The organism is Agromyces chromiiresistens (assembly GCF_029167465.1).
GTDB classification, from domain to species: domain Bacteria; phylum Actinomycetota; class Actinomycetes; order Actinomycetales; family Microbacteriaceae; genus Agromyces; species Agromyces chromiiresistens.
The window spans coordinates 1627050-1646121 of the sequence record NZ_JARFNL010000004.1 but is presented as its reverse complement, the minus strand read 5'-3'; the positions used below and the strand labels follow the sequence as shown (position 1 = coordinate 1646121).

Sequence of the window (19072 nt, the reverse complement as noted above, 5' to 3'; positions counted from 1 at the left end):
CAGTGTTATAAAAGGTGGACCGGTCGCGAACCCGACCGGCGAACCCACCGCGACGCCGCGCATCCCACGACGCCGCACTCACCGCTGAGGAGCAGCAATGAACACCGCCATCACCCCCGGACGCTTCGACGGCAAGGTCGCGATCGTGACCGGCGCCGGGTCCGGCATCGGCCTCGCGACCACCGTGCGACTCGCCTCCGAGGGCGCGCGCGTGATCGCGGCCGACGTCTCGAAGGAGCGCCTCGACGCACTCGTCGCCGAGCACCCCTCGCTCGACATCGTCGCCGTCGCGGGCGACATCACCGTCGAGGAGAACGTGCAGGCGCTCGTCGCCGCCGCCGGCGACCGGGTCGACGTGCTCGCGAACGTCGCCGGCATCATGGACGCCTTCCTGCCGGCCGCCGAGGTCGACGACGCCACCTGGGAGCGGGTCATGAACGTCAACGTCACCGCCGTCATGCGGCTCACCCGCGCGGTGCTGCCCAAGATGGTCGAGCAGGGCACGGGCTCGATCGTCAACGTCACGAGCGAGGCGGGCCTGCGCGGCGCCTCGGCCGGTGCCGCGTACACGACCTCGAAGCACGCCGTCGTGGGCTTCACGAAGAACACCTCGGTCATGTACTCGGGATCGGGCATCCGCGTGAACGCGGTCGCGCCCGGCGGCGTGAAGACGAACATCGAGGCGCCCTTCAAGTCGGAGCACGCGGGCCGCGTGCTGGGCCCGGTGCTCGGCGCGCTCGCGCTCGTGCCGGCCGAGCCCGAGCAGCTCGCCGCCGCGATCACCTGGCTGCTGTCGGACGACTCGGCGAACGTGTCGGGCGTCGTGCTCGCCTCGGACGGCGGCTGGTCGGCGATCTGATCGCCCATCCGACGAGACGGATGCCTCGTGCCGCGACCCGCGGCACGAGGCATCCGTTGCTTCGGCGAGCGCGCGCGGCGAGACTGGGCGCATGGCCTTCGTGATCAAGCGCGTGTACGAGCCCGCCGAAGCGGGCGACGGCTACCGGGTGCTCGTCGACCGGCTGTGGCCGCGAGGCGTGAGCAAGGAGCGCGCCGAGCTCGACCTGTGGGACAAGGCGGTCGCCCCCTCCCCCGAGCTGCGCACCGAGTGGCACCACGCCGCCGACCGACTGGGCGACTTCGAGCACTTCGCGTCGCGCTACCGCGCCGAACTCGACGAGAACGCCGCAGCCGACGCACTGCTCGAGCTTGGGCGCGAGCATGATCGCGTGACGCTGCTCTACGGCGCACGCGACACGCAGGTCAACCACGCCGAGGTGCTGCTCGACTGGCTCGCCGGCCACGGAGCCGTCGTCGAGCGGAACTGACGCGTCGCGCGCGGCAGGCGAACCGCGGCGGGGTTGAGGCGAACCGCCGCGCAGCGTAGCGTGCGTCGTGACCCGAAGGAAGCGAGCATTCATCATGATTGCGCAGCATCGGACCCGCACCGCCGTCCTCGCCCTCGCGGCCGCCGCCGCACTCACGCTCACCACGGCGGCCGCCGCGCAGGCCAGGCCACCGGGCACACCGGCCATTCCGCTGAACAACGAGCAGGAGACGACCGGCGCCACCGGCGGCGGGCACGGCTTCATCGCCTACGAGATCGCCGACGGCGAGTTCTGCTACACCCTCGAGGTCGAGGGGCTCACCGCCGGCGCCGTGGCCGCGCACATCCACCTCGCCCCGCGCGGCGTCGCCGGCGGCGTCGTCGTGCCGCTCTCGGTGCCGAACGCCACGGCCTTCACCGTCGAGGACTGCGCCGACGCCGACGCGGCCGTGCTCGACGCCATCGCCGAGAACCCGCGCGCGTACTACGTCAACGTGCACACGCCGACGTATCCCGGCGGTGAGGTGCGCGGGCAGCTGAAGTAGCGCTCACGGCGCGTCGCGACGGCGGTCAGGGCACGAACGGGAAGATCGCCGGAGCACCCGTGTGCGCGTAGACGAGCACGAGGAACACGACGAGGTCGAACAGCAGGTGCACCACCAGCACGTAGGTCAGCGACTTCGTCAGCTTGAACGTGTAGCCCTGCACGAGTGCGAACGGGATCGTGAGCAGCGGCCCCCAGCTCTGGTAGCCGAGCTCCCACAGGAACGAGACGAAGACCGTCGCCTGCAGGAGGTTCGCCTGCCAGGCCGGGAAGTGCCGCAGGAGCAGCGCGAAGACCGTGCAGATGAAGAACAGCTCGTCCCACGTGCCGACCGCGGTCACCCCGACCGCGAGCCGACCGATCTCGTTCGCACCGTCGACCGCCGGCCAGTTCTCGTAGACCCCTGACCCGATGAAGTAGGCCGGCAGCACGAGCCAGCCGGCGAGCGTGACGCCCGCGAGGTAGGCCCACTGCGTGCGCGTCCACCGGCGGCCCGTGCGCCAGGGGAAGCGGATCACCCGTTCGCGGTAGACGAAGCGCGAGACGAGGAACGGCACCGCGACCGCGAGGCCCAGCACGAGCGCGAATCGGACCATGCCCGCATCGCTGAGGTCGGCCTTCAGCGACATGGTCGAGATGATCACGAGCCCGATCGCGATGAGCGCGAGGTCGGCGAGCAGCCGCTCGGTGCGCCCCGAACGGTCGCAGAGCCACGCGGCGAGGAGCCCGACCGCGATCATCGCGTAGCCCGCGATCGGCGCCATGAACCCGAACAGCAGCACGGCGGCGCCGCACACCAGGACCGCGGGCACGAGCGCGATCGGGTGCGCGCGCAACGCCGCCGCGTCGGCGGTGTCGGCAAGGTCGATCTTCGGCAACGGCGTGCGCCCTATTCGTCGTCGCCGAGGTCGCCGCGACGCGACGCCTCGGCCCAGCGGCCGAGGAACAGCGCCCCGGCCTCGTCGTGGATGAGATCGCCGGCGGTGAGCACCGGGTACCCGGTCGCGGGCACGCCATCGGCGGGGCGCACGTCGACGTGCCTGACCGACTCGCCCCGCTCGTGCAGCCAGTCGGCCATGCGGTAGTCGCCCCGCGAGTCGCCCATCGTGCGCCAGTGCCGCGGACGGACGCCGCGTTCGGCGAGCAGCTCGATCGCGCGTGCCGCGCCGAGATCCTTGCCGAGCCGCACCGACTCGACGTCGGTGGCGATGATGCTCGGGTCGACCCGCCAGTGCACGCGGCCCGAGGCATTCGGTCGTTCCTCGTCGCCCTGCACCGTGCCGAAGCCCCGGGCCGCGAGCGCCGCATGCGCGTGCGCGTCGAAGCGCGGCTGGGCCACGAGGTAGTCGCCGGATGACACGTGCACGTGCTGCTCGACCGACACCATCGCGCGCTTGGTCTCGTCGAAGAAGGCGACCTCGTCGAATTGCGACCGGACGACGTCGCGCATGTAGGCGGTGAACTCCTCGGGCATGGCGAGGTCGAGGTCGACGAAGACTTCGCCGAGCCCGCCACGATCGATCGCCGCCCAGACCGCCCCCTTCTCGCAGATCGCCCACACGGGCGCGCCGGGTTCGAGTCCCGCGTCGACGAGGGGCGGCACGACCCGTTCGGCGATGAAGGCGTCCGACCGGCCGGTGTTGAACACCACGGCGTTGCCGTCGTTCGCGAGGGCCGCGAGATCGCGCGCGATCGACGGGATCGCGATCGACCGGGTCACCGGGCTCGCGATGGGACCGTCGACGTCGAGCAGGAGGCCGAGGAGCGGGGCGCTGGTCACGCCACCAGCCTATGGCGCGGCGCGGCGCCGATGTCGCCGGCCGGTGCGACGATCGAGTCATGCAGCAGACGATCGTCCCTCCGTACCTGCTCGACCGCATCGCCGACGCCACCCACCGGTTCCCGCTCGCCGCCGAGGCGGCCCGGCGCTCGCTGCTGCACGACGCGCCGCGACGCGAACTGCGCGGGACGCCGCTGCTGCCGCCCGACCGCGCCGAGCCGCGACTGCCCGCCGCGCTGCCCGACGCGCCGTCGCAGCCCGACCGCCGCATCTCCGATGCGGAGCACGCCGAGCGGCTGCCGGGCCGGCTCGTGCGGCGCGAGGGCGAACGCGCGACGGGCGACGAGTCGGTCGACGACGCCTACAACGGGCTCGGCGACACGCACCGGCTGTTCGACCGCGTCTTCGGGCGCGACTCGATCGACGGCGCCGGAATGCCGCTCGAGGCGACCGTGCACTTCGGCGAGCGCTACGACAACGCGTTCTGGGACGGCGAGCGCATGGTGTTCGGCGACGGCGACGGCGAGGTGTTCCGCGGCTTCACCGATTCGCTGAGCGTCATCGGCCACGAGCTCGCGCACGGCGTCACCGAGCACACGGCGGGCCTGCGCTACCAGGGTCAGCCGGGCGCACTCAACGAGCACACCTCCGACGCGTTCGGCGCGCTCGTCGAGCAGTACGCGCTGGGTCAGGACGCCGAGGCAGCGACCTGGCTCATCGGCGAGGGCATCTTCACCGACGAGGTGCAGGGCAGGGCGCTCCGGTCGATGCTCGAACCCGGCACCGCCTACGACGACGACGTGCTCGGCCGCGACCCGCAGCCCGCGCACATGCGCGACTACGTCGAGACGACCGACGACAACGGCGGCGTGCACCTGAACTCGGGCATCCCGAACCGGGCGTTCGCGCTCGCCGCGCGCGAACTCGGCGGCTTCGCATGGGAGCACGTCGGCCGCATCTGGTACGACACGCTCACCTCCGGGCGGCTGAGCCCGACGGCGACGTTCGCCGAGTTCGCGGCCGAGACGGTTCGCCAGGCCGAGCGGCGCTTCGGCGCCGACTCGCGAGAGGCCCGCGCGGTGCGCACGGGCTGGCAGACCGTCGGCGTGCTGCCGGCGACCGACGGGGCCGAGCGCGGCGCCTGATCGAGGAGTAGCATCCAGCACGATGGAGGTCATCGTGCAGCGCACCGGGGGTCTGGCCGGCCTCCGCACCACGTGGCGCGTCGAGGTCGACGAGCAGCCCGACCCCGACGCCTGGGTCGTGCTCATCGGCGAGCTGCCGTGGCGCGAGGTGCCCCCCGCTCCCCCCGAGCCCGACCGCTACGTCTACCGCATCGAGTGCGCCCCGCACGAGGCGCTGCTCGCCGAGCGTCAGGTCACCGGTCCGTGGCGAGAACTGGTCGACCGGGTGCGCGAGACGGCGCCGCCGCACCGCGAACCGCCAGCAGCACCCCGAACGCGATGAGGCCCTGCGCCGCGAGGTAGGTCGACATCACGGCGAGGTCGTGCGCCGCGAACTCGTATCCGGGCAGGAAGCGCCCCATCGCGAGCACCGAGTCGGAGACCACGAACAGGGCACCGCCGAGGGCGATCCAGCCGCCGTGCAGCGAAGCGCTCACCGCCATCGCGCCGATGACGAGCGCGTACGCGACGACCGGCACGGCGAGCGCGCCGGCACCGGGCAGCAGGAGGGCGAGCATCGCGACGACCCACAGCGGATAGACGAGCGCCCAGGCCGGCGGGCGACGCCGGGCCCGAGGCATCCGCAGGAAGAGCACGATGTAGGCGACGTGCGCCGCCAGGAACGAGGCGAGGCCCGCCACGAACCAGGGGTCGCCCGGGAACGTCAGCAGCACGTCGCCGCCCCACGACAGCCCGATGCCGGCGAGCAGCAGGGCCGGCACTGGCGCGCCCGAACGACGGGAGACGATCACGACGGCGAGCGCGAGCAGCGGCATGAGCAGCGCTTTCGTCGCGGTCACGCTCCAGGCGGGGCCGACGTACTGGAGCACGAGGTGCCCGATCGAGACGACGAGGTAGGGGGCGAAGGCGGGCAGCACGCTCGAATCGTAGCCGAACGACGACGAAGGCCGGCGGGCGCTCGCCCACCGGCCTTCACAGCACGGACCGACTCAGCTGACGCCGAGCAGGTCGATGACGAAGATGAGGGTCTTGCCCGACAGCGGGTGACCGCCGCCGGCGGGGCCGTACGCCTTGTGCGGGGGCACGATGAGCTGGCGGCGACCGCCGACCTTCATGCCGGGGATGCCCTCTTTCCAGCCCGTGATGAGGGCCGAGAGGGGGAAGTTGATCGACTGTCCGCGACCCCACGAGGAGTCGAACTCCTCACCGGAGTCGAACTCGACGCCGAGGTAGTGCACGTCGACCGTCGAGCCGGGCTGGGCCTCGGCGCCGTCGCCGACGACGAGGTCTTCGATGACGAGCTCGACGGGGGCCGGGCCCTCGGGAGCGTCGATCTCGGGCTTGCTGTTCGTATCGGTCATGCCCTCAATCAAAACGGATTCCACGTGCCCGTGTCCATCGCGGACGGATGTCCACCGGGGTCTTGCGCTACTGGCGAACACCATGCACGCTGGAACCCTAAGAGATCCGTCGCCCCGTAGAGATGTCGGCAGTGCCACACCACAGGGCGGCGGATTTCTGTTGCGTTCCGGCACGCCGGGAGCACGACAGGGGCAGGCGGTTCCGCCGCCCTGCGGTGACCTCAGTCCTGCATCAGCCGAGACCTGATGAGGAAGCGAACGCCCTCGGGCGCCTCGATCGAGAACCCGCTGCCGCGACCCGGGACGACATCGACGGTGAGGTGGGTGTGCCGCCAGTAGGCGAACTGTTCGGCCGACATCCAGAAGCCGGCGACGCGCGCCGACCCCGAGGCATCCCGACCGAGCTCGAGCTCGCCGAGCAGCACGTCGGCCTCACTCGTGACGAACTCGCCCGCCGGGTAGCACATCGGCGAACTGCCGTCGCAGCACCCGCCGGACTGGTGGAACATGAGGGGACCGTGCATCGACCAGAGGCGGTCGAGCAGCGTCGCCGCCGCGGGTGAGAGCTCCACCCGCGACGACGACTCCCCCGCGATCACCACCCGGCCGACGACGCCGTCCGCGAATCGTTCGAGCGACAACGCGGCCCCGATTCAGAAGAACCCGAGCGGGTTCTCGTTGTAGCTCACGAGCAGGTTCTTCGTCTGCTGGTAGTGGTCGAGCGCGAGCTTGTTGTTCTCGCGGCCGATGCCCGACGACTTGTACCCGCCGAACGCGGCGCCCGCCGGGTACGCGTGGTAGTTGTTCACCCACACCCGCCCGGCCTGGATGTCGCGGCCGGCGCGGTACGCCTCATTGCCGTTGCGGCTCCAGACGCCGGCGCCGAGTCCGTAGAGGGTGTCGTTCGCGATCGAGATGGCGTCGTCGTAGTCGGTGAAGCTCGTGACTGCGACGACGGGGCCGAAGATCTCCTCCTGGAACAGGCGCATCCGATTCTGGCCCTCGAAGATGGTCGGCTGCACGTAGTAGCCCTCGCTGAGGTCGCCGCCGAGGTCGGCGCGCTCACCGCCGAGCAGCAGCTTCGCACCCTCCTGCTTGCCGATGTCGATGTAGCTCAGGATCTTCTCGAGCTGATCGTTCGACGCCTGCGCGCCGACGTGGGTCTCGGTGTCGAGCGGGTTGCCCTGCTTCGCCTGCTTCGTCCGTTCGATCGCGTCGTCCAGGAACGTGTCGTAGATCGATCTCTGGATGAGCGAGCGGCTCGGGCAGGTGCAGACCTCGCCCTGGTTGAAGGCGAACAGGCTGAAGCCCTCGAGGGCCTTGTCGTAGAACGAGTCGCGCCGATCGGCCACCGACTCGAACACGATGTTCGGGCTCTTCCCGCCGAGTTCGACCGTCGAGGGGATGATGTTGTTCGACGCGTACTGCAGGATGAGCCGTCCGGTCGTCGTCTCGCCCGTGAAGGCGATCTTGCGGATGCGGCTCGACGAGGCGAGCGGCTTGCCCGCCTCGACGCCGAAACCGTTCACGACGTTGAGCACGCCCGCCGGAAGCAGGTCGGCGATGAGCTCGACGAGCACGAGGATGGAGGTGGGCGTCTGCTCGGCGGGCTTCAGAACGACGGCGTTCCCCGCGGCGAGGGCCGGCGCGAGCTTCCACACCGCCATGAGCAGCGGAAAGTTCCAGGGGATGATCTGCCCGACCACGCCGAGCGGCTCCTGGAAGTGGTACGCCACCGTGTCCTCGTCGAGCTGCGTGAAGCTGCCCTCCTGCGCACGGATGAGGCTCGCGAAGTAGCGGAAGTGGTCGCTCGCGAGTGGGAGGTCGGCGTTCAGCGGCTCGCGGATCGACTTGCCGTTGTCCCACGTCTCGGCGACGGCGAGGAGTTCGCGGTTGCGGTCGATGCGGTCGGCGATCGCGTTGAGGATGCCGGCGCGGTGCGCGGCACTCGTGCGGCCCCACGCGGGTGCGGCCTTGTGCGCCGCGTCGAGCGCGGCGTCGATGTCGGCGGCGGTGCCGCGGGCGACTTCGGTGAAGGCCTTTCCGTTCACGGGCGAGATGTTCTCGAAGTAGGCGCCGCCTTCGGGCTTCACCCACTCGCCGCCGATGAAGTGCTCGTAGCGCGGCTTGAACTCGATGAGCGCGCCGGGGGTGCCGGGCGCGGCGTACACGGTCATCGTGTCTCCTTGACGTCGTTGTCGGATGCCCCGTGCTGGGACGACGTCACCGTAGGCCGGGCGGGGTTGCGTCCCGGTTGCCCGGACGTTGCACCTGCGTTGCGCCCGGTCGACGGGATGCGCGGACCACGCGGTCGACGGGAGACGGCCGGTCAGCCGAGCGCCGCGTCGAGTCGCTCGAGGTGGGCGACGACCGACGCACGGCGCGGCGACCGCGGGGGCAGCAGCCGGAGCACGGCGCGCCAGAGCTCGACGTCGTCGCGCCCCTCGTCGCGCTCGGCGTAGTCGAGGAGGAGCTCGGGGGCGGCATCCGCGAGGAGTGATTCGCGAAGTCGGCTCGCCACCTCGGCGCGGATCTCGACGATGCCGGGCGCGGCGGAGTCGGGCAGCAAGGGCCCCTGGTACGCGTCGAGCGCCCGGCGGCGGGCGCCGCGGCGCAGGCGCGCGAGCACTTCGTGCGCGTCGAGGGCGAGCGGCCGGACGAGGCGGTAGGGGCGAGACGCGACCGGAGGCTCACCCGCGGCGTCGAGCGTTCGCCGCAGCCGCACGAGTTCGGCGCGCAGGGTCACCGTGCTCGACTCGTCACCGTAGACGAGTGCGGCGAGGCGCTCGGCAGGAAGGCCGCGCGGATGCCAGGAGAGCAGCGTGAGGATCTCGGCGTGGCGGAGGCCGAGCTCGCGACCGCCGAGACGGGGGCGGCGCAGGCCGAGCACGTCGAGCGCGGTCGCCGCGGGCTCGACCGGCCGGATCCGCGTCCGCCGGAGCGTGCTGCGCACGGCGGACTCGAGGTGCGCGAGCTTGAGCTCGGCCTCGACCGCGGCCACCGTCGCCATGACGAGTGGGAGCGTGTGCGGAGCCACCGCGTGATCGGTGCCCGTGATGTCGATGACGCCCAGCACGGCGCCCGTCTGCGGGTCGTGCACCGGAGCTGCGGTGCAGCTCCATGGATGGACGATGCGGTTGAAGTGCTCGGCGCCGCGGATCTGGACGCCGCGGTCGACCTGGAGCGCCGTGCCGGGCGCGTTCGTGCCCACCGTCGACTCCGACCAGTCGGCGCCCGCGACGAACAGCATGTCCTCGGCCCGATGCCGAAGCGCGGGATCGCCCTCGACCCACAGCAGGCGTCCGTGTTCATCGCCGACGGCGACGACCAGGCCGGCCTCACCCGCATCGTCGACGAGCAGCCGCCGGATCACGGGCATCACCGGTGCGAGCGCGTGCGTCTCGCGGTAGGCCCGGAACCCGTCCTCATCGAGCTCCATGCTCGGCAGCGCGTGCGCCGGGTCGATCGCCCCGCGGAGCGCTCGCTCCCACGAGGCGCGAACCACCGGCCGGAGCGTCGGGGGCACCGCGCCCGAGGCGAGGGCGTCGTCCTGGGCACGCAGGAGTCGGTCGCGCAGGGCATCGGCATCGAAGCCCCGAGGGGGTCGCTGCGGCACGGGCACGCCGTCTCCGATCGCGTCGTTGCGGATGCCGACATCATATCCGGTGGCTCGCCTCGCCGCCGTTGCGGTACTCAGCGCATGAGCGCCGCACGCTCGGACACGATCGCGGCGAGCAGCGCCTGCTCGTCGGCGACCGACTTCGCCCCGCCCACACCCGACGCGATCCGTTGCCGGGCGAAGGCGAGGTGCGTGGCGTCGGTGATGAGCCGTCGCATTCCCGCCGTCCGCGGCGGGCGCTGTGCACGAGCCCACGCCAGTGCCTGTCGTCGGCCGGCCGGCGTCGCGAGCAGGTCGACCTCCGCCGGGCTGAACCAGCCCGCGGCCGCGTACTCGCCGAGCCGGCGGCGCGTCGTGCGCACCTCCTCGCGACGCAGCAGCACGGCCAGCAGGACGGCACCGGCGAAGATCGGCACCTGCACGGTGAGGTAGAGGCCGACCGCGTCGTCTCCGAAGGCGAGCGAGCCGTTCCAGAGCGCGTGCAGCGCGATCGCGGCGAGCAGTCCGAGCAGGAACCAGCCGATCACGCCGCCGCCTGCACCGCGTCGCGCGGCGATGCCGATCGCGAGCCCCGTGCAGGCGGTGAACAGCACGTGCGCGAACGGCGAGAAGATGCCGCGCACGACGAAGGTCGCGCCGAGCGATTCTGCACCGCCCTCGATGAGGGCGGACCCGAAGTAGATGATGTTCTCGGTGAAGGCGAAGCCCGCCGCGACCGTCGCGGCGTAGACGAGCCCGTCGACCGGCCCGTCGAACTGCCACCTCGCGAAGGCGTAGACGAGCAGCACGCCCAAGCCCTTCGCGACCTCCTCGACGACGGGCGCCTGCACGACGGCCCCGACGGCCTCGTCGGCCCCGCCGCCGGGCGAGACGAACGCCACCGCGAGCTGCACGCCGAGATCGACGACGAGCGCGACGACGACCGAGACCGCCGCGCCCCAGAGGAACGCGAACCACAGCGCGCCGCGCGGCTCGGGCTCCCAGCGGTCGACCCAGCGGATGGCGAGCAGCACGCCGGCCAGCGGCACGAGGGCGAGCAGGGAGCCGATCACGAGGGTCGAGGCGCCGAGCGCGATCGCAAGGTAGGCGATCACGAGCAGTGCGGCGAATCCGCCGAGCACGATGCCGATCACGGCGAAGACGGTGCCGCCGCTCCGCGCCCGGACGGGCGCCGCCCAAGCGGGGGCGGCGGGTTGCGGGGCTGGGCCGGGGGCGACGTGGCTCACCGGGGCAGCCTACCGAACCGCGGCGGTCCCTCGGCGGCGTGGAGACCTCCTCCGTTCCCGGCGCGTCAACCGGCCGGCGCGGATGCCTCGAACATGACGCCGGGATTCAGGATGCCGGTCGGATCGAAGGCGGCCTTGACCGCCCGCTGGAGCTCGAACACGTCGTCGCCGAGCTCCTCGGCGAGCCATCGGCGCTTGAGCACGCCCACCCCGTGCTCGCCCGTCAGGGTGCCGCCGAGTGCCACGGCCGCGCGGAACATCTCGTCGGCCGCCGCCCAGATGTGCTCGGGCACCTCGTCTCCCGTGAACACGAAGTTCGGATGCAGGTTGCCGTCGCCGGCGTGCGCGATCGTCGGGATCTCGACGCCGCGTCGTGCCCCGATCTCCTCGATGGCGCGGAACATGGCCGGCAACGCGCTGCGCGGCACCGCGACGTCCTCGATGAGCACCTGGCCGCTCGCCGCGAGCGCCGGGTGCATCGCCCGCCGGATGTCGAGCAGCCGCTCGCCCGTCTCTGCGTCGTGCGAGAGCGTGACCCGTCCGCCCGCCGCGGCGAAGAGCTCGGCGATGCGCGCGGCCTCGGCGGCCGCGGAGCCGTCGTCGGCCTGCGCGATGAGGAACGTCTCGCCCGGTGCCGTCGTCTCGAGCGGCGTGCCGGCGAGCGCGTCGTCACCGAGGTACGCGGCGACCCTGGCCACGACGCCCGCGTCCATGAGCTCGAGCACCGCGGGTCGGATGCGGGCGGCGGTGACCGCCGCGCACGCGGCGGCCGCGGCCTCGACGTCGGTGAACGCGGCGGCGACGGTCACCGGGGTGCCCGCCGTGATCGGCCGCAGCCGCACGGTCGCTTCGACGATGACCCCGAGGGTGCCCTCGGACCCCGTGAAGAGGGCGGTGAGGTCGTACCCCGTGACGCCCTTGACCGTGCGGTGGCCGAGGCGCACCAGGCGGCCGTCGGCGAGCACCACCGCGAGGCCCAGCACCGCCTCGCGGGTGACGCCGTACTTCGCGCAGAGCAGGCCTCCGGCGTTCGTCGCGATGTTGCCGCCGATCGATGAGATGGCGCGGCTCGCCGGGTCGGGCGCGAACCAGAGCCCGAGCGGGGCGAGCGCATCGTTGAGGTCGCCGTTGATGACGCCCGGCTCGACGACCGCGAGCTCGTCGGCCTCGGAGATCTCGATGATGCGGTCCATCCGCGAGAGGTCGAGCACGATCGCGCCCGGGCTCGCGATGGCGCCGCCGGCGAGGCCGGTGCCGGCGCCGCGCACGACGACGGGGGTCGCGGTCGCGTGCGCGATGCGCATGACCGCCTGCACGTCGTCGACCGACCCCGCGTGCACGACGGCGAGCGGCGGGCTGTCGCTGCGCCATCCCGAGCGGTCTTCGCGGGTCGCCTCGAGCGCGGCTGGGTCGACGGTGACGGCGGCGCCGAGGGCGTCGTTGAGCTGGGCGAGGACGTGCGGCATGCCTCAACCCTAGCCACGCCGCGGCGACGTCCGATTTCCGCGAGTTGTTGTCGGCGGGCCGTGCGAGGCTGAGTGCATGACCATCTCCGCCACGCGCATCGAGGACCCGCTCGACGACCCGGTCTTCGCCGAGCGCTACCGAGCCATGCAGGCGCGCGACGCACGGTTCGACGGCCAGTTCGTCACCGGCGTGCACTCGACGGGCATCTACTGCCGGCCGAGCTGCCCCGCCGTCGCGCCGAAGCCCGGCAACGTCAGCTTCTACCTGACCGCCGCGGCCGCGCACGACGCCGGGCTGCGGGCGTGCAAGCGGTGCCTTCCCGATGCCGTGCCCGGCTCCCCCGAATGGGACCTCCGCGACGACCTCGCAGCCCGTGCGATGCGCCTCATCGCCGACGGCGTCGTCGAACGCGAGGGCGTGCCCGGCCTCGCCGCGCACCTCGGCTACACGCCGCGGCACCTTACCCGCGTCGTCACCGCCGAGCTCGGCGTCGGGCCGCTGGCGCTCGCTCGAGCGCACCGCGCCCAGACCGCGCGGGTCCTCCTGACCTCGACCGACCTCCCGACCGCCGACGTGGCGTTCGCGGCAGGCTTCGGCAGCGTGCGGCAGTTCAACGACACGGTCAAGGCGGTCTACGAGCGCACCCCGCGACAGCTGCGCCTGACCGCGCGATCGGCCGAACGTCGCGTACCGAGCGGCGACGGGCTCGTGCGACTGCGCTTGCCCGCGCGAGCCCTGTTCGACGCAGCCGGCGTCTTCGCCTGGCTCGCCGCGCGGGCCGTCGACGGGGTCGAGGTCGCCGACGGCGGCCGTTTCACGCGATCGCTGCGCCTTCCGGGCGGCCCGGCCGTCGTCTCGCTCGAGTCGAGCGGCGACGAGCGGTCGCCCGCGATCGAGGTGGAGGCGCGGCTCGCGTCGCTCACCGACCTGCCCCCGCTCGTGGCCCGCGTGCGCCGCCTCTTCGACCTCGACGCCGACGCCGTCGCGATCGATGCCGCGCTCGGCGCCGACCCGGCCCTCGCTGCATCGGTCGCCGCGCACCCCGGCCTCCGCATGCCGGGGTGCCTCGACGCGCACGAACTCGTCTTCCGGGCGCTCATCGGCCAGCAGATCTCGGTCAGGGCCGCGCGCACGACGCTGTCGAGACTGGCGGCCGAGCTCGGCGAACCGCTCGTGCCGGGCGATCGGCCCGGCCCCGTCGGCGGCGAAGGGCTGCTGCGGCTCTTCCCGACCGCGTCGGCGATCGCCGAGCACGGCATCGACGTGCTGCGCGGCCCGGCGACCCGGATCCGCACGATCATCGACGTCGCCTCACGCCTCGACTCCGGCGAACTCGTCGTCTCGGCCGACCGCGATCGCGGCGAGCTGTACCGCGACCTGATCGTGATTCCCGGCATCGGCCGCTGGACGGCCGGCTACGTGGCGATGCGGGTCACCCGGGCGCCCGACATCCTGCTGACCAGCGACCTCGCCCTGCGCGCAGGTGCCGAGCGCCTCGGACTGCCCGGTTCCGCAGCCGAGCTCGACGCGCTCGGCGCGGCATGGGCGCCGTGGCGCAGCTATGCGTCGATGCACCTGTGGCGCGCCGCAGCCGCAGAGATCTGATGTCTGGCGCCGGACGCTACGATTCCGGCATGGCCGTCACCGACGAAGCGATCCTGCGCATCAAAGAGATGATCATGTCGGGCGAGCTCGCGCCCGGTGATCGCCTGCCGCCCGAGAAGGAGCTGAGCGAGCGGCTCGGCCTCTCGCGCTCGTCCCTCCGCGAGGCCGTGAAGGCGCTCGAGGTGATCCGCGTGCTCGACGTGCGCCGCGGCGACGGCACCTACGTCACGAGTCTCGAGCCCCGGCTGCTGCTCGAGGCGATGTCGTTCGTCGTCGACCTGCACGACGACCATTCGGTGCTCGAGATCTTCGCGGTGCGTCGCATCCTCGAACCGGCCGCCGCCTCGCTCGCCGCCCGGCACGCGGCCGAGCCCGACCTCGAGCGTCTCCGGGAGTCGGTGGCGGGCGTCGATCACGCCGCCGACGTCGAGGGCCTCGTCGCCCACGACCTCGAGTTCCACCGAGGCATCGCCGACGCGACCGGCAACAGCTATCTCGCGAGCCTCATCGACTCGCTCTCGAGCCACACCGTGCGCGCCCGCATCTGGCGCGGCATCACCCAGGAGAGCGCCGTCGAGCGCACCCTGCAGGAACACCATGCGATCCTCGACGCGATCGCCGCGGGCGACGCCGAGCTCGCCGCGGCGCTCACGGTGGTGCACGTGTCGGGCGTCGAGCAGTGGCTGCGTTCGGCCCTCTGATCCGCTGAGCGCCCGCGCCGCGTCCGCCTGGGTGCGCCCGCGCGGGGCCTCGCCCGCCACGAAGAAGGGGGCGCCGGCCGAAGCCGGCGCCCCCGAGGCGTCCCCAGGGCGTCACTCGTAGAGGACGGCCTGGATCTCCTCGTCGTCGATGTTCGACGCGTCGTACCAGTAGAACCCGGTGTCGATCGTCTTCGGCAGCTCCTCGCCGTCGATCGCCTCGACCGCGGCCTTGACGGTCTCGTAGCCGATGCCGATCGGGTTCTGCGTGATCGCGCCGAGCATGAGCCCGTCGCGGATGGCGTCCATCTGCGCCTTGCCCGAGTCGAAACCGACGACCGCGAGCTTCGCGGGGTCGATGCCGAGCTCCTTCACCGCCTGCACGACGCCGATCGCCGAGCCCTCGTTCGAGCCGTAGATGCCCTTGAGGTCGGGGTGGGCGGCGATGATGGCCTTCGCGAGGTCGGCGGACTTCGCCTGGTCTCCGCCGCCGTACTGGACGTCGACGATCTCGATGTTCGGCTCGTTCTCCTCCATGTACGACACGAAGCCGTCGCGGCGCTGCTGGCCGGTCACCGAGGTCTGGTCGTGCACGACGAGCGCCACCTTGCCCTCGTGGCCGACGGCCTCGGCCATGTGCTTCGCGGCCTCGGCGGCGGCGGCGAGGTTGTCGGTCGCGGCGGTCGTCAGCGGGATGTCGCTCTCGACGCCCGAGTCGAACGCGATGACCGGGATGTTCGAGTCCTTCGCCTGCTGCAGCAGAGGGCCCGCGGCCTGGCTGTCGAGCGCGGCGAACCCGATCGCGGCGGGGCTCTTGTCGAGGGCGGTCTGCAGCATCTGGATCTGCTGGTCGACGTCGGCCTCGGTGTCGGGGCCCTCGAACGTGATCTCGACGTCGAACTCCTCGGCCGCCTGCTCGGCGCCCGTCTTCACGGCCTGCCAGAACTGGTGCTGGAAGCCTTTCGAGACCAGGGCGACGTACGGCTTCTCGCCGCTGCCGCCGTCGGCGGATCCCGAGTCGCCGCCGTCGCTCGCGCAGCCCGCGAGGATCAGGGCCGCGGCGACGGCGCCGACGACGGCGCCCAGTGCGCGCTTCTTGAACATGCTCACTCCTTGGTGTAGGTGGTGCAGGTGGTACTTGTTGGGGGTTGGGGTGGTGGGTGGTGCCGCGGCCCAGCCTGCGGGCGGATGCCTCGGCCGAATGCCGCTCAGGCGCGTCGGCGCCGCAGCATGTCGAGGTAGACGGCCACGAGGATGACGATGCCGACCGCGACCGACTGCCACTCCTGCGGGACCGAGATGATGCGCAGGCCGTTCGTGAGCACGGCCATGATCAGTGCGCCGATCACGGTTCCGACGATCGAGCCCTTGCCGCCCTGGAGCGACGTGCCGCCGATGACGACGGCGGCGATCGCCTCGAGCTCGAGCCCCATGCCGCCCGTCGGCTGGGCCGACGAGAGGCGCGAGGCGCTGAGCACGCCGGCGAGTCCGACGAACAGGCCCGCGAGCGTGTAGATGATGATCTTCCAACGCCGCACGTTCACGCCCGACAGCGCGGTGGCCGCCTCGTTCGAGCCGATCGAGAACGTGTAGCGGCCGAGGATCGTCTTCGACAGCAGCACGGCGGTGACGACGATCATGACGATGAAGATCGCGACGCCGAGCGGGAACCGCATGCCCGGGATGATCGACAGGTTCATGATCGACTGGAACTCGGGGGTCTCCGAGAAGTAGATCGGCTTCGTGCCCGAGATCACGAGCGAGAGGCCTGCGGCGATGAGCATCATGCCGAGCGTCGCGATGAACGGCGGGATGCCGAGCACCGAGACGTTCACGCCGTTGACGAGCCCGATGAGCGCGCCGAACAGGATCGTCGCCGTGACGCCGGCCCAGAGAGGCCAGCCGAGGTAGGTGAGGAACACGCCCGCCATCACGCCGCAGAGCACCATGCCGGTGCCGATCGACAGGTCGATGCCGCCCGTGATGATGACGAACGTCGTGCCGAGCGCGAGGATGCCGGTGACGGTCGCCGCCGTGAGGATCGACACGAGGTTGTTGGCGGTGAAGAAGTGCGGACTCGCGAACGAGAACACCGCGACGATCACGATGAGGCTCGCGAAGGCGAGCAACTGCTGCAGCGAGCCGCGCAGCCACGCCGTTCGGGGCTTGCCGGCGTCGATCGCGGCGTACGCGCTCGTCGACGGCGTCGTCGCGGCGTCGGGGCGGCCGGATTCCGGTTTCGTCGTGGTCGGGCTCATCGTGCGATCGTTCCTTCGCTTGAGAATCGGGTTGCGTAGTCCATGAGGTTCTCCTGGGTGGCCTCGGCGTTGTCGAGCACGGCGGTCAGCCGGCCCTCGGCCATGACGGCGATGCGGTCGGAGAGGCGCAGCACCTCGGGCAGCTCCGACGAGATCATGACGATCGCCTTGCCCTCGTCGGCGAGCCGTCGCAGCAGCACGTAGATCTCCTCTTTCGCGCCCACGTCGATGCCGCGGGTCGGCTCGTCGAAGATGAGCACGTCGCAGTCCTTCACGAGCCACTTCGCGATGACGACCTTCTGCTGGTTGCCGCCGGAGAGGTTCTGGACGAGCTGCGCGGTCGAGGGGGTCTTGATGCGGAGCCGCTCGACGTACTCGCGCCCCGTGGCCTCGATGCGCCGGTCGCGCACGAAGCCGAGGCCCGAGGCGTAGTCGCGCAGCGACGAGAGCACGATGTTCTCGCGCACGCTGCGCTCGAGCAGCACGCCGAGCTGCTTGCGGTCCTCGGAGAGGTAGCCGATGCCGAGCCGGGCCGCCTCGGCCGGGTTCGCGATGTCGACCGCCGTGCCGCGGATGCGGATCTCGCCGGACTCGCGCCGGTCGGCCCCGACGACGGCGCGGGCGACCTCGGTGCGTCCCGCGCCCATCAGCCCCGCGAAGCCGAGGATCTCGCCCGGGTACACCTCGAAGTCGACGTCGCGCAGGAGGTGCTTGGTCGAGAGGCCGCGCACGGAGAGCACGGGCTCGCCCTCGGGATGCCTCGGGACCGGCCGCTGCTCGCCCTTGATCTCCCGACCGACCATGAGCGAGATGATCTCGCGCGGCTCGGTCTCGGCGGTCACGCGGGTGCCGACGTACCGGCCGTCGCGCAGCACGCTGACGCGGTCGGAGATGCGGGCGAGTTCCTCCATGCGGTGGGAGATGTAGATGACCCCCGTCTCCGGCGTGCGGAACCGCTCGATGAGCCCGAACAGCACGTCGACCTCGGCGTCGTTGAGCGCCGCGGTCGGCTCGTCCATGATGAGGACCTTGGCGTCGAACGAGAGCGCTTTCGCGATCTCGACCATCTGCTGCCGGGCGACCGTCAGCCGTTCGACCCGCTCGGCGGGGTCGAGTGCGAGGCCGAGCCGGTCGAACAGCTCCTGCGCCCGGCGGTTGAGCGCCCGGTCGTCGAGGAACAGCCCGGCCTGCCGTTCTTCGCGGCCGATGAAGATGTTCTGCGCGACCGTGAGGTCGGGCATGAGGTTGAACTCCTGGTGGATGATCGAGATGCCGAGCTCCTGCGCTTGGCGCGGACCCTCGATCGACAGCTCCCGGCCGTTGAGGCGGAACGTGCCGGCGTCGGGGGTGTAGATGCCCGCGAGCAGCTTCATCAGCGTCGACTTGCCGGCGCCGTTCTCGCCGACGAGGGCGAGCACTTCGCCGTGCCGGAGCTCGAGCTGCACGTCGGCGAGCGCCTGCACGCCCGGGAAGCCCTTGCTGACGCCCTCGACCTCGAGCAGGGCGCCGGTCGCCGCGGTCACTGCGCCGCTCCCGTCGACCGGTAGGCGTTCACGACGCCCTTGCGCAGGACGAGGTTGCCGTAGGGCCGGAGCTCGCCCGTCCGGACGATCAGTCGAGCGCCGGCCGCCCGCTCGTAGAACGCGAACCGCTCGAGCTCGCCGACGCGGTCGTCGGCCACGGCCGCAGCCGCGACGAGCTCGTGCTGCACGGGCAGCCGCTCGCCGCCCTCGGCGGTCATGAGCAGCACCGACGCGCCCTCGTAGCCGTCGAGCGGCACGACGGTGCGGATGGCCTCGACCACCTGCGCGGCGGCGATGCCTGGTGCTTCGACGACGGCGGCCCCGACCCGGTGCGCCGGGAAGTTCGCATCGGCGACGACGAGTTCGTCGCCGTGGCCGAGCCGATCGAGCGCGGCCAGCAACTCGCCGCCGAGGATCGGGTTGATGCCACTCAGCACGTGGGCCTCTCTTCCTTGAGATGTGGTGATGAGTGTACTACTCATCCGATGTTTCATGAGGTTTCAGCGATGAACGTTGCGA

At 71.8% G+C, this 19072-nt stretch carries 20 protein-coding genes; 7 read left to right on the top strand and 13 right to left on the bottom strand.

The features are described 5' to 3' along the window. Positions 1 to 97: 97 nt before the first annotated feature. The 3 genes from PX701_RS14795 (at position 98) to PX701_RS14785 (ending at position 1872) form a co-directional block, all read left to right on the top strand. Complete coding sequence (locus PX701_RS14795; RefSeq protein ID WP_275506727.1) at positions 98 to 859, top strand: SDR family NAD(P)-dependent oxidoreductase; 762 nt, start codon at positions 98 to 100, stop codon at positions 857 to 859. 91 nt (positions 860 to 950) lie between these two features. Continuing rightward, a complete protein-coding gene (locus PX701_RS14790) occupies positions 951 to 1328 on the top strand; it encodes a DUF488 domain-containing protein (protein WP_231431360.1) in 378 nt (125 codons plus the stop codon). A gap of 94 nt (positions 1329 to 1422) precedes the next feature. After that, a complete protein-coding gene (locus PX701_RS14785) occupies positions 1423 to 1872 on the top strand; it encodes a CHRD domain-containing protein (RefSeq protein WP_275506726.1) in 450 nt (149 codons plus the stop codon). Positions 1873 to 1897: 25 nt separating this feature from the next. Here PX701_RS14785 and PX701_RS14780 read toward each other — a convergent pair whose 3' ends face one another. Both PX701_RS14780 and PX701_RS14775 read right to left on the bottom strand, forming a co-directional pair. Further along, the gene (locus PX701_RS14780; protein WP_275506805.1) at positions 1898 to 2740 is read right to left on the bottom strand and encodes a CPBP family glutamic-type intramembrane protease; all 843 of its coding nucleotides are present in this window, start codon (positions 2738 to 2740) and stop codon (positions 1898 to 1900) included. 20 nt (positions 2741 to 2760) lie between these two features. Continuing rightward, positions 2761 to 3651, bottom strand: a complete 891-nt coding sequence (locus PX701_RS14775; RefSeq protein ID WP_275506725.1) for a hypothetical protein — start codon at positions 3649 to 3651, stop codon at positions 2761 to 2763. A 59-nt stretch (positions 3652 to 3710) separates the two neighbouring features. Between PX701_RS14775 and PX701_RS14770 the strand changes: the two genes are divergently transcribed. After that, positions 3711 to 4796: a M4 family metallopeptidase gene (locus PX701_RS14770; protein ID WP_275506724.1), complete on the top strand. Its 1086-nt coding sequence runs from the start codon at positions 3711 to 3713 to the stop codon at positions 4794 to 4796. A gap of 22 nt (positions 4797 to 4818) precedes the next feature. After that, positions 4819 to 5118 (top strand): protealysin inhibitor emfourin, encoded by a 300-nt coding sequence (locus tag PX701_RS14765; protein ID WP_231431365.1) that lies wholly within the window; start codon positions 4819 to 4821, stop codon positions 5116 to 5118. Here the strand turns inward: PX701_RS14765 and PX701_RS14760 are convergent. The 7 genes from PX701_RS14760 to PX701_RS14730 form a co-directional block, all read right to left on the bottom strand. Continuing rightward, positions 5030 to 5713 carry a lysoplasmalogenase gene (locus PX701_RS14760; RefSeq protein WP_231431366.1) on the bottom strand — a complete coding sequence of 228 codons (684 nt, stop codon included), beginning with the start codon at positions 5711 to 5713 and terminating at the stop codon, positions 5030 to 5032. The genes PX701_RS14765 and PX701_RS14760 overlap by 89 nt on opposite strands. 72 nt (positions 5714 to 5785) lie before the next feature. Next, complete coding sequence (locus PX701_RS14755; RefSeq protein ID WP_231431367.1) at positions 5786 to 6157, bottom strand: FKBP-type peptidyl-prolyl cis-trans isomerase; 372 nt, start codon at positions 6155 to 6157, stop codon at positions 5786 to 5788. A 221-nt stretch (positions 6158 to 6378) separates the two neighbouring features. Beyond that, positions 6379 to 6798 (bottom strand): DUF779 domain-containing protein, encoded by a 420-nt coding sequence (locus PX701_RS14750; RefSeq protein WP_275506723.1) that lies wholly within the window; start codon positions 6796 to 6798, stop codon positions 6379 to 6381. Between the two features lie 12 nt (positions 6799 to 6810). After that, positions 6811 to 8334: an acetaldehyde dehydrogenase ExaC gene (exaC, locus tag PX701_RS14745; protein ID WP_275506722.1), complete on the bottom strand. Its 1524-nt coding sequence runs from the start codon at positions 8332 to 8334 to the stop codon at positions 6811 to 6813. Between the two features lie 152 nt (positions 8335 to 8486). Further along, a complete protein-coding gene (locus PX701_RS14740; RefSeq protein ID WP_275506721.1) occupies positions 8487 to 9773 on the bottom strand; it encodes a GAF domain-containing protein in 1287 nt (428 codons plus the stop codon). Between the two features lie 77 nt (positions 9774 to 9850). Then, entirely contained in the window at positions 9851 to 11002 is a 1152-nt protein-coding gene (locus tag PX701_RS14735; protein WP_231431371.1) for a PrsW family intramembrane metalloprotease, read from the bottom strand. A gap of 65 nt (positions 11003 to 11067) precedes the next feature. Then, positions 11068 to 12468 (bottom strand): FAD-binding oxidoreductase, encoded by a 1401-nt coding sequence (locus tag PX701_RS14730; protein ID WP_275506720.1) that lies wholly within the window; start codon positions 12466 to 12468, stop codon positions 11068 to 11070. Positions 12469 to 12544: 76 nt separating this feature from the next. On the opposite strand from PX701_RS14730, the gene PX701_RS14725 reads away from it, so the two are divergent. After that, on the top strand, positions 12545 to 14074 hold the full coding sequence (locus PX701_RS14725) for an AlkA N-terminal domain-containing protein (RefSeq protein ID WP_275506719.1): 1530 nt from the start codon (positions 12545 to 12547) through the stop codon (positions 14072 to 14074). Between the two features lie 29 nt (positions 14075 to 14103). After that, positions 14104 to 14775 carry a FadR/GntR family transcriptional regulator gene (locus PX701_RS14720; RefSeq protein WP_231431374.1) on the top strand — a complete coding sequence of 224 codons (672 nt, stop codon included), beginning with the start codon at positions 14104 to 14106 and terminating at the stop codon, positions 14773 to 14775. Between the two features lie 111 nt (positions 14776 to 14886). Here the strand turns inward: PX701_RS14720 and PX701_RS14715 are convergent, their stop codons facing one another. The 4 genes from PX701_RS14715 to PX701_RS14700 all read right to left on the bottom strand — a co-directional run bounded on the left by PX701_RS14715 (position 14887) and on the right by PX701_RS14700 (position 18990). Beyond that, positions 14887 to 15876, bottom strand: coding sequence for an ABC transporter substrate-binding protein (locus tag PX701_RS14715; protein WP_231431375.1), 990 nt, complete (start codon positions 15874 to 15876; stop codon positions 14887 to 14889). A gap of 104 nt (positions 15877 to 15980) precedes the next feature. Beyond that, entirely contained in the window at positions 15981 to 17030 is a 1050-nt protein-coding gene (locus PX701_RS14710; RefSeq protein WP_275506718.1) for an ABC transporter permease, read from the bottom strand. Then, entirely contained in the window at positions 17027 to 18553 is a 1527-nt protein-coding gene (locus tag PX701_RS14705) for a sugar ABC transporter ATP-binding protein (RefSeq protein WP_275506717.1), read from the bottom strand. The genes PX701_RS14710 and PX701_RS14705 overlap by 4 nt, the downstream gene beginning before the upstream one ends. Then, a complete protein-coding gene (locus PX701_RS14700; protein ID WP_231431378.1) occupies positions 18550 to 18990 on the bottom strand; it encodes an RbsD/FucU family protein in 441 nt (146 codons plus the stop codon). Before PX701_RS14700 ends, PX701_RS14705 begins: the two co-directional genes overlap by 4 nt. Positions 18991 to 19072: the final 82 nt, after the last annotated feature.

What these genes read in the sequence shown, in the direction of transcription:
- PX701_RS14795 (WP_275506727.1), top strand. Translation starts at nt 98, where the DNA reads ATGAACACCGCCATCACCCCCGGACGCTTCGACGGCAAGGTCGCGATC.
- PX701_RS14790 (WP_231431360.1), top strand. Translation starts at nt 951, where the DNA reads ATGGCCTTCGTGATCAAGCGCGTGTACGAGCCCGCCGAAGCGGGCGAC.
- PX701_RS14785 (WP_275506726.1), top strand. Translation starts at nt 1,423, where the DNA reads ATGATTGCGCAGCATCGGACCCGCACCGCCGTCCTCGCCCTCGCGGCC.
- PX701_RS14770 (WP_275506724.1), top strand. Translation starts at nt 3,711, where the DNA reads ATGCAGCAGACGATCGTCCCTCCGTACCTGCTCGACCGCATCGCCGAC.
- PX701_RS14765 (WP_231431365.1), top strand. Translation starts at nt 4,819, where the DNA reads ATGGAGGTCATCGTGCAGCGCACCGGGGGTCTGGCCGGCCTCCGCACC.
- PX701_RS14755 (WP_231431367.1), bottom strand. Translation starts at nt 6,157, where the DNA reads ATGACCGATACGAACAGCAAGCCCGAGATCGACGCTCCCGAGGGCCCG.
- exaC (WP_275506722.1), bottom strand. Translation starts at nt 8,334, where the DNA reads ATGACCGTGTACGCCGCGCCCGGCACCCCCGGCGCGCTCATCGAGTTC.
- PX701_RS14730 (WP_275506720.1), bottom strand. Translation starts at nt 12,468, where the DNA reads ATGCCGCACGTCCTCGCCCAGCTCAACGACGCCCTCGGCGCCGCCGTC.
- PX701_RS14725 (WP_275506719.1), top strand. Translation starts at nt 12,545, where the DNA reads ATGACCATCTCCGCCACGCGCATCGAGGACCCGCTCGACGACCCGGTC.
- PX701_RS14720 (WP_231431374.1), top strand. Translation starts at nt 14,104, where the DNA reads ATGGCCGTCACCGACGAAGCGATCCTGCGCATCAAAGAGATGATCATG.
- PX701_RS14715 (WP_231431375.1), bottom strand. Translation starts at nt 15,876, where the DNA reads ATGTTCAAGAAGCGCGCACTGGGCGCCGTCGTCGGCGCCGTCGCCGCG.
- PX701_RS14710 (WP_275506718.1), bottom strand. Translation starts at nt 17,030, where the DNA reads ATGAGCCCGACCACGACGAAACCGGAATCCGGCCGCCCCGACGCCGCG.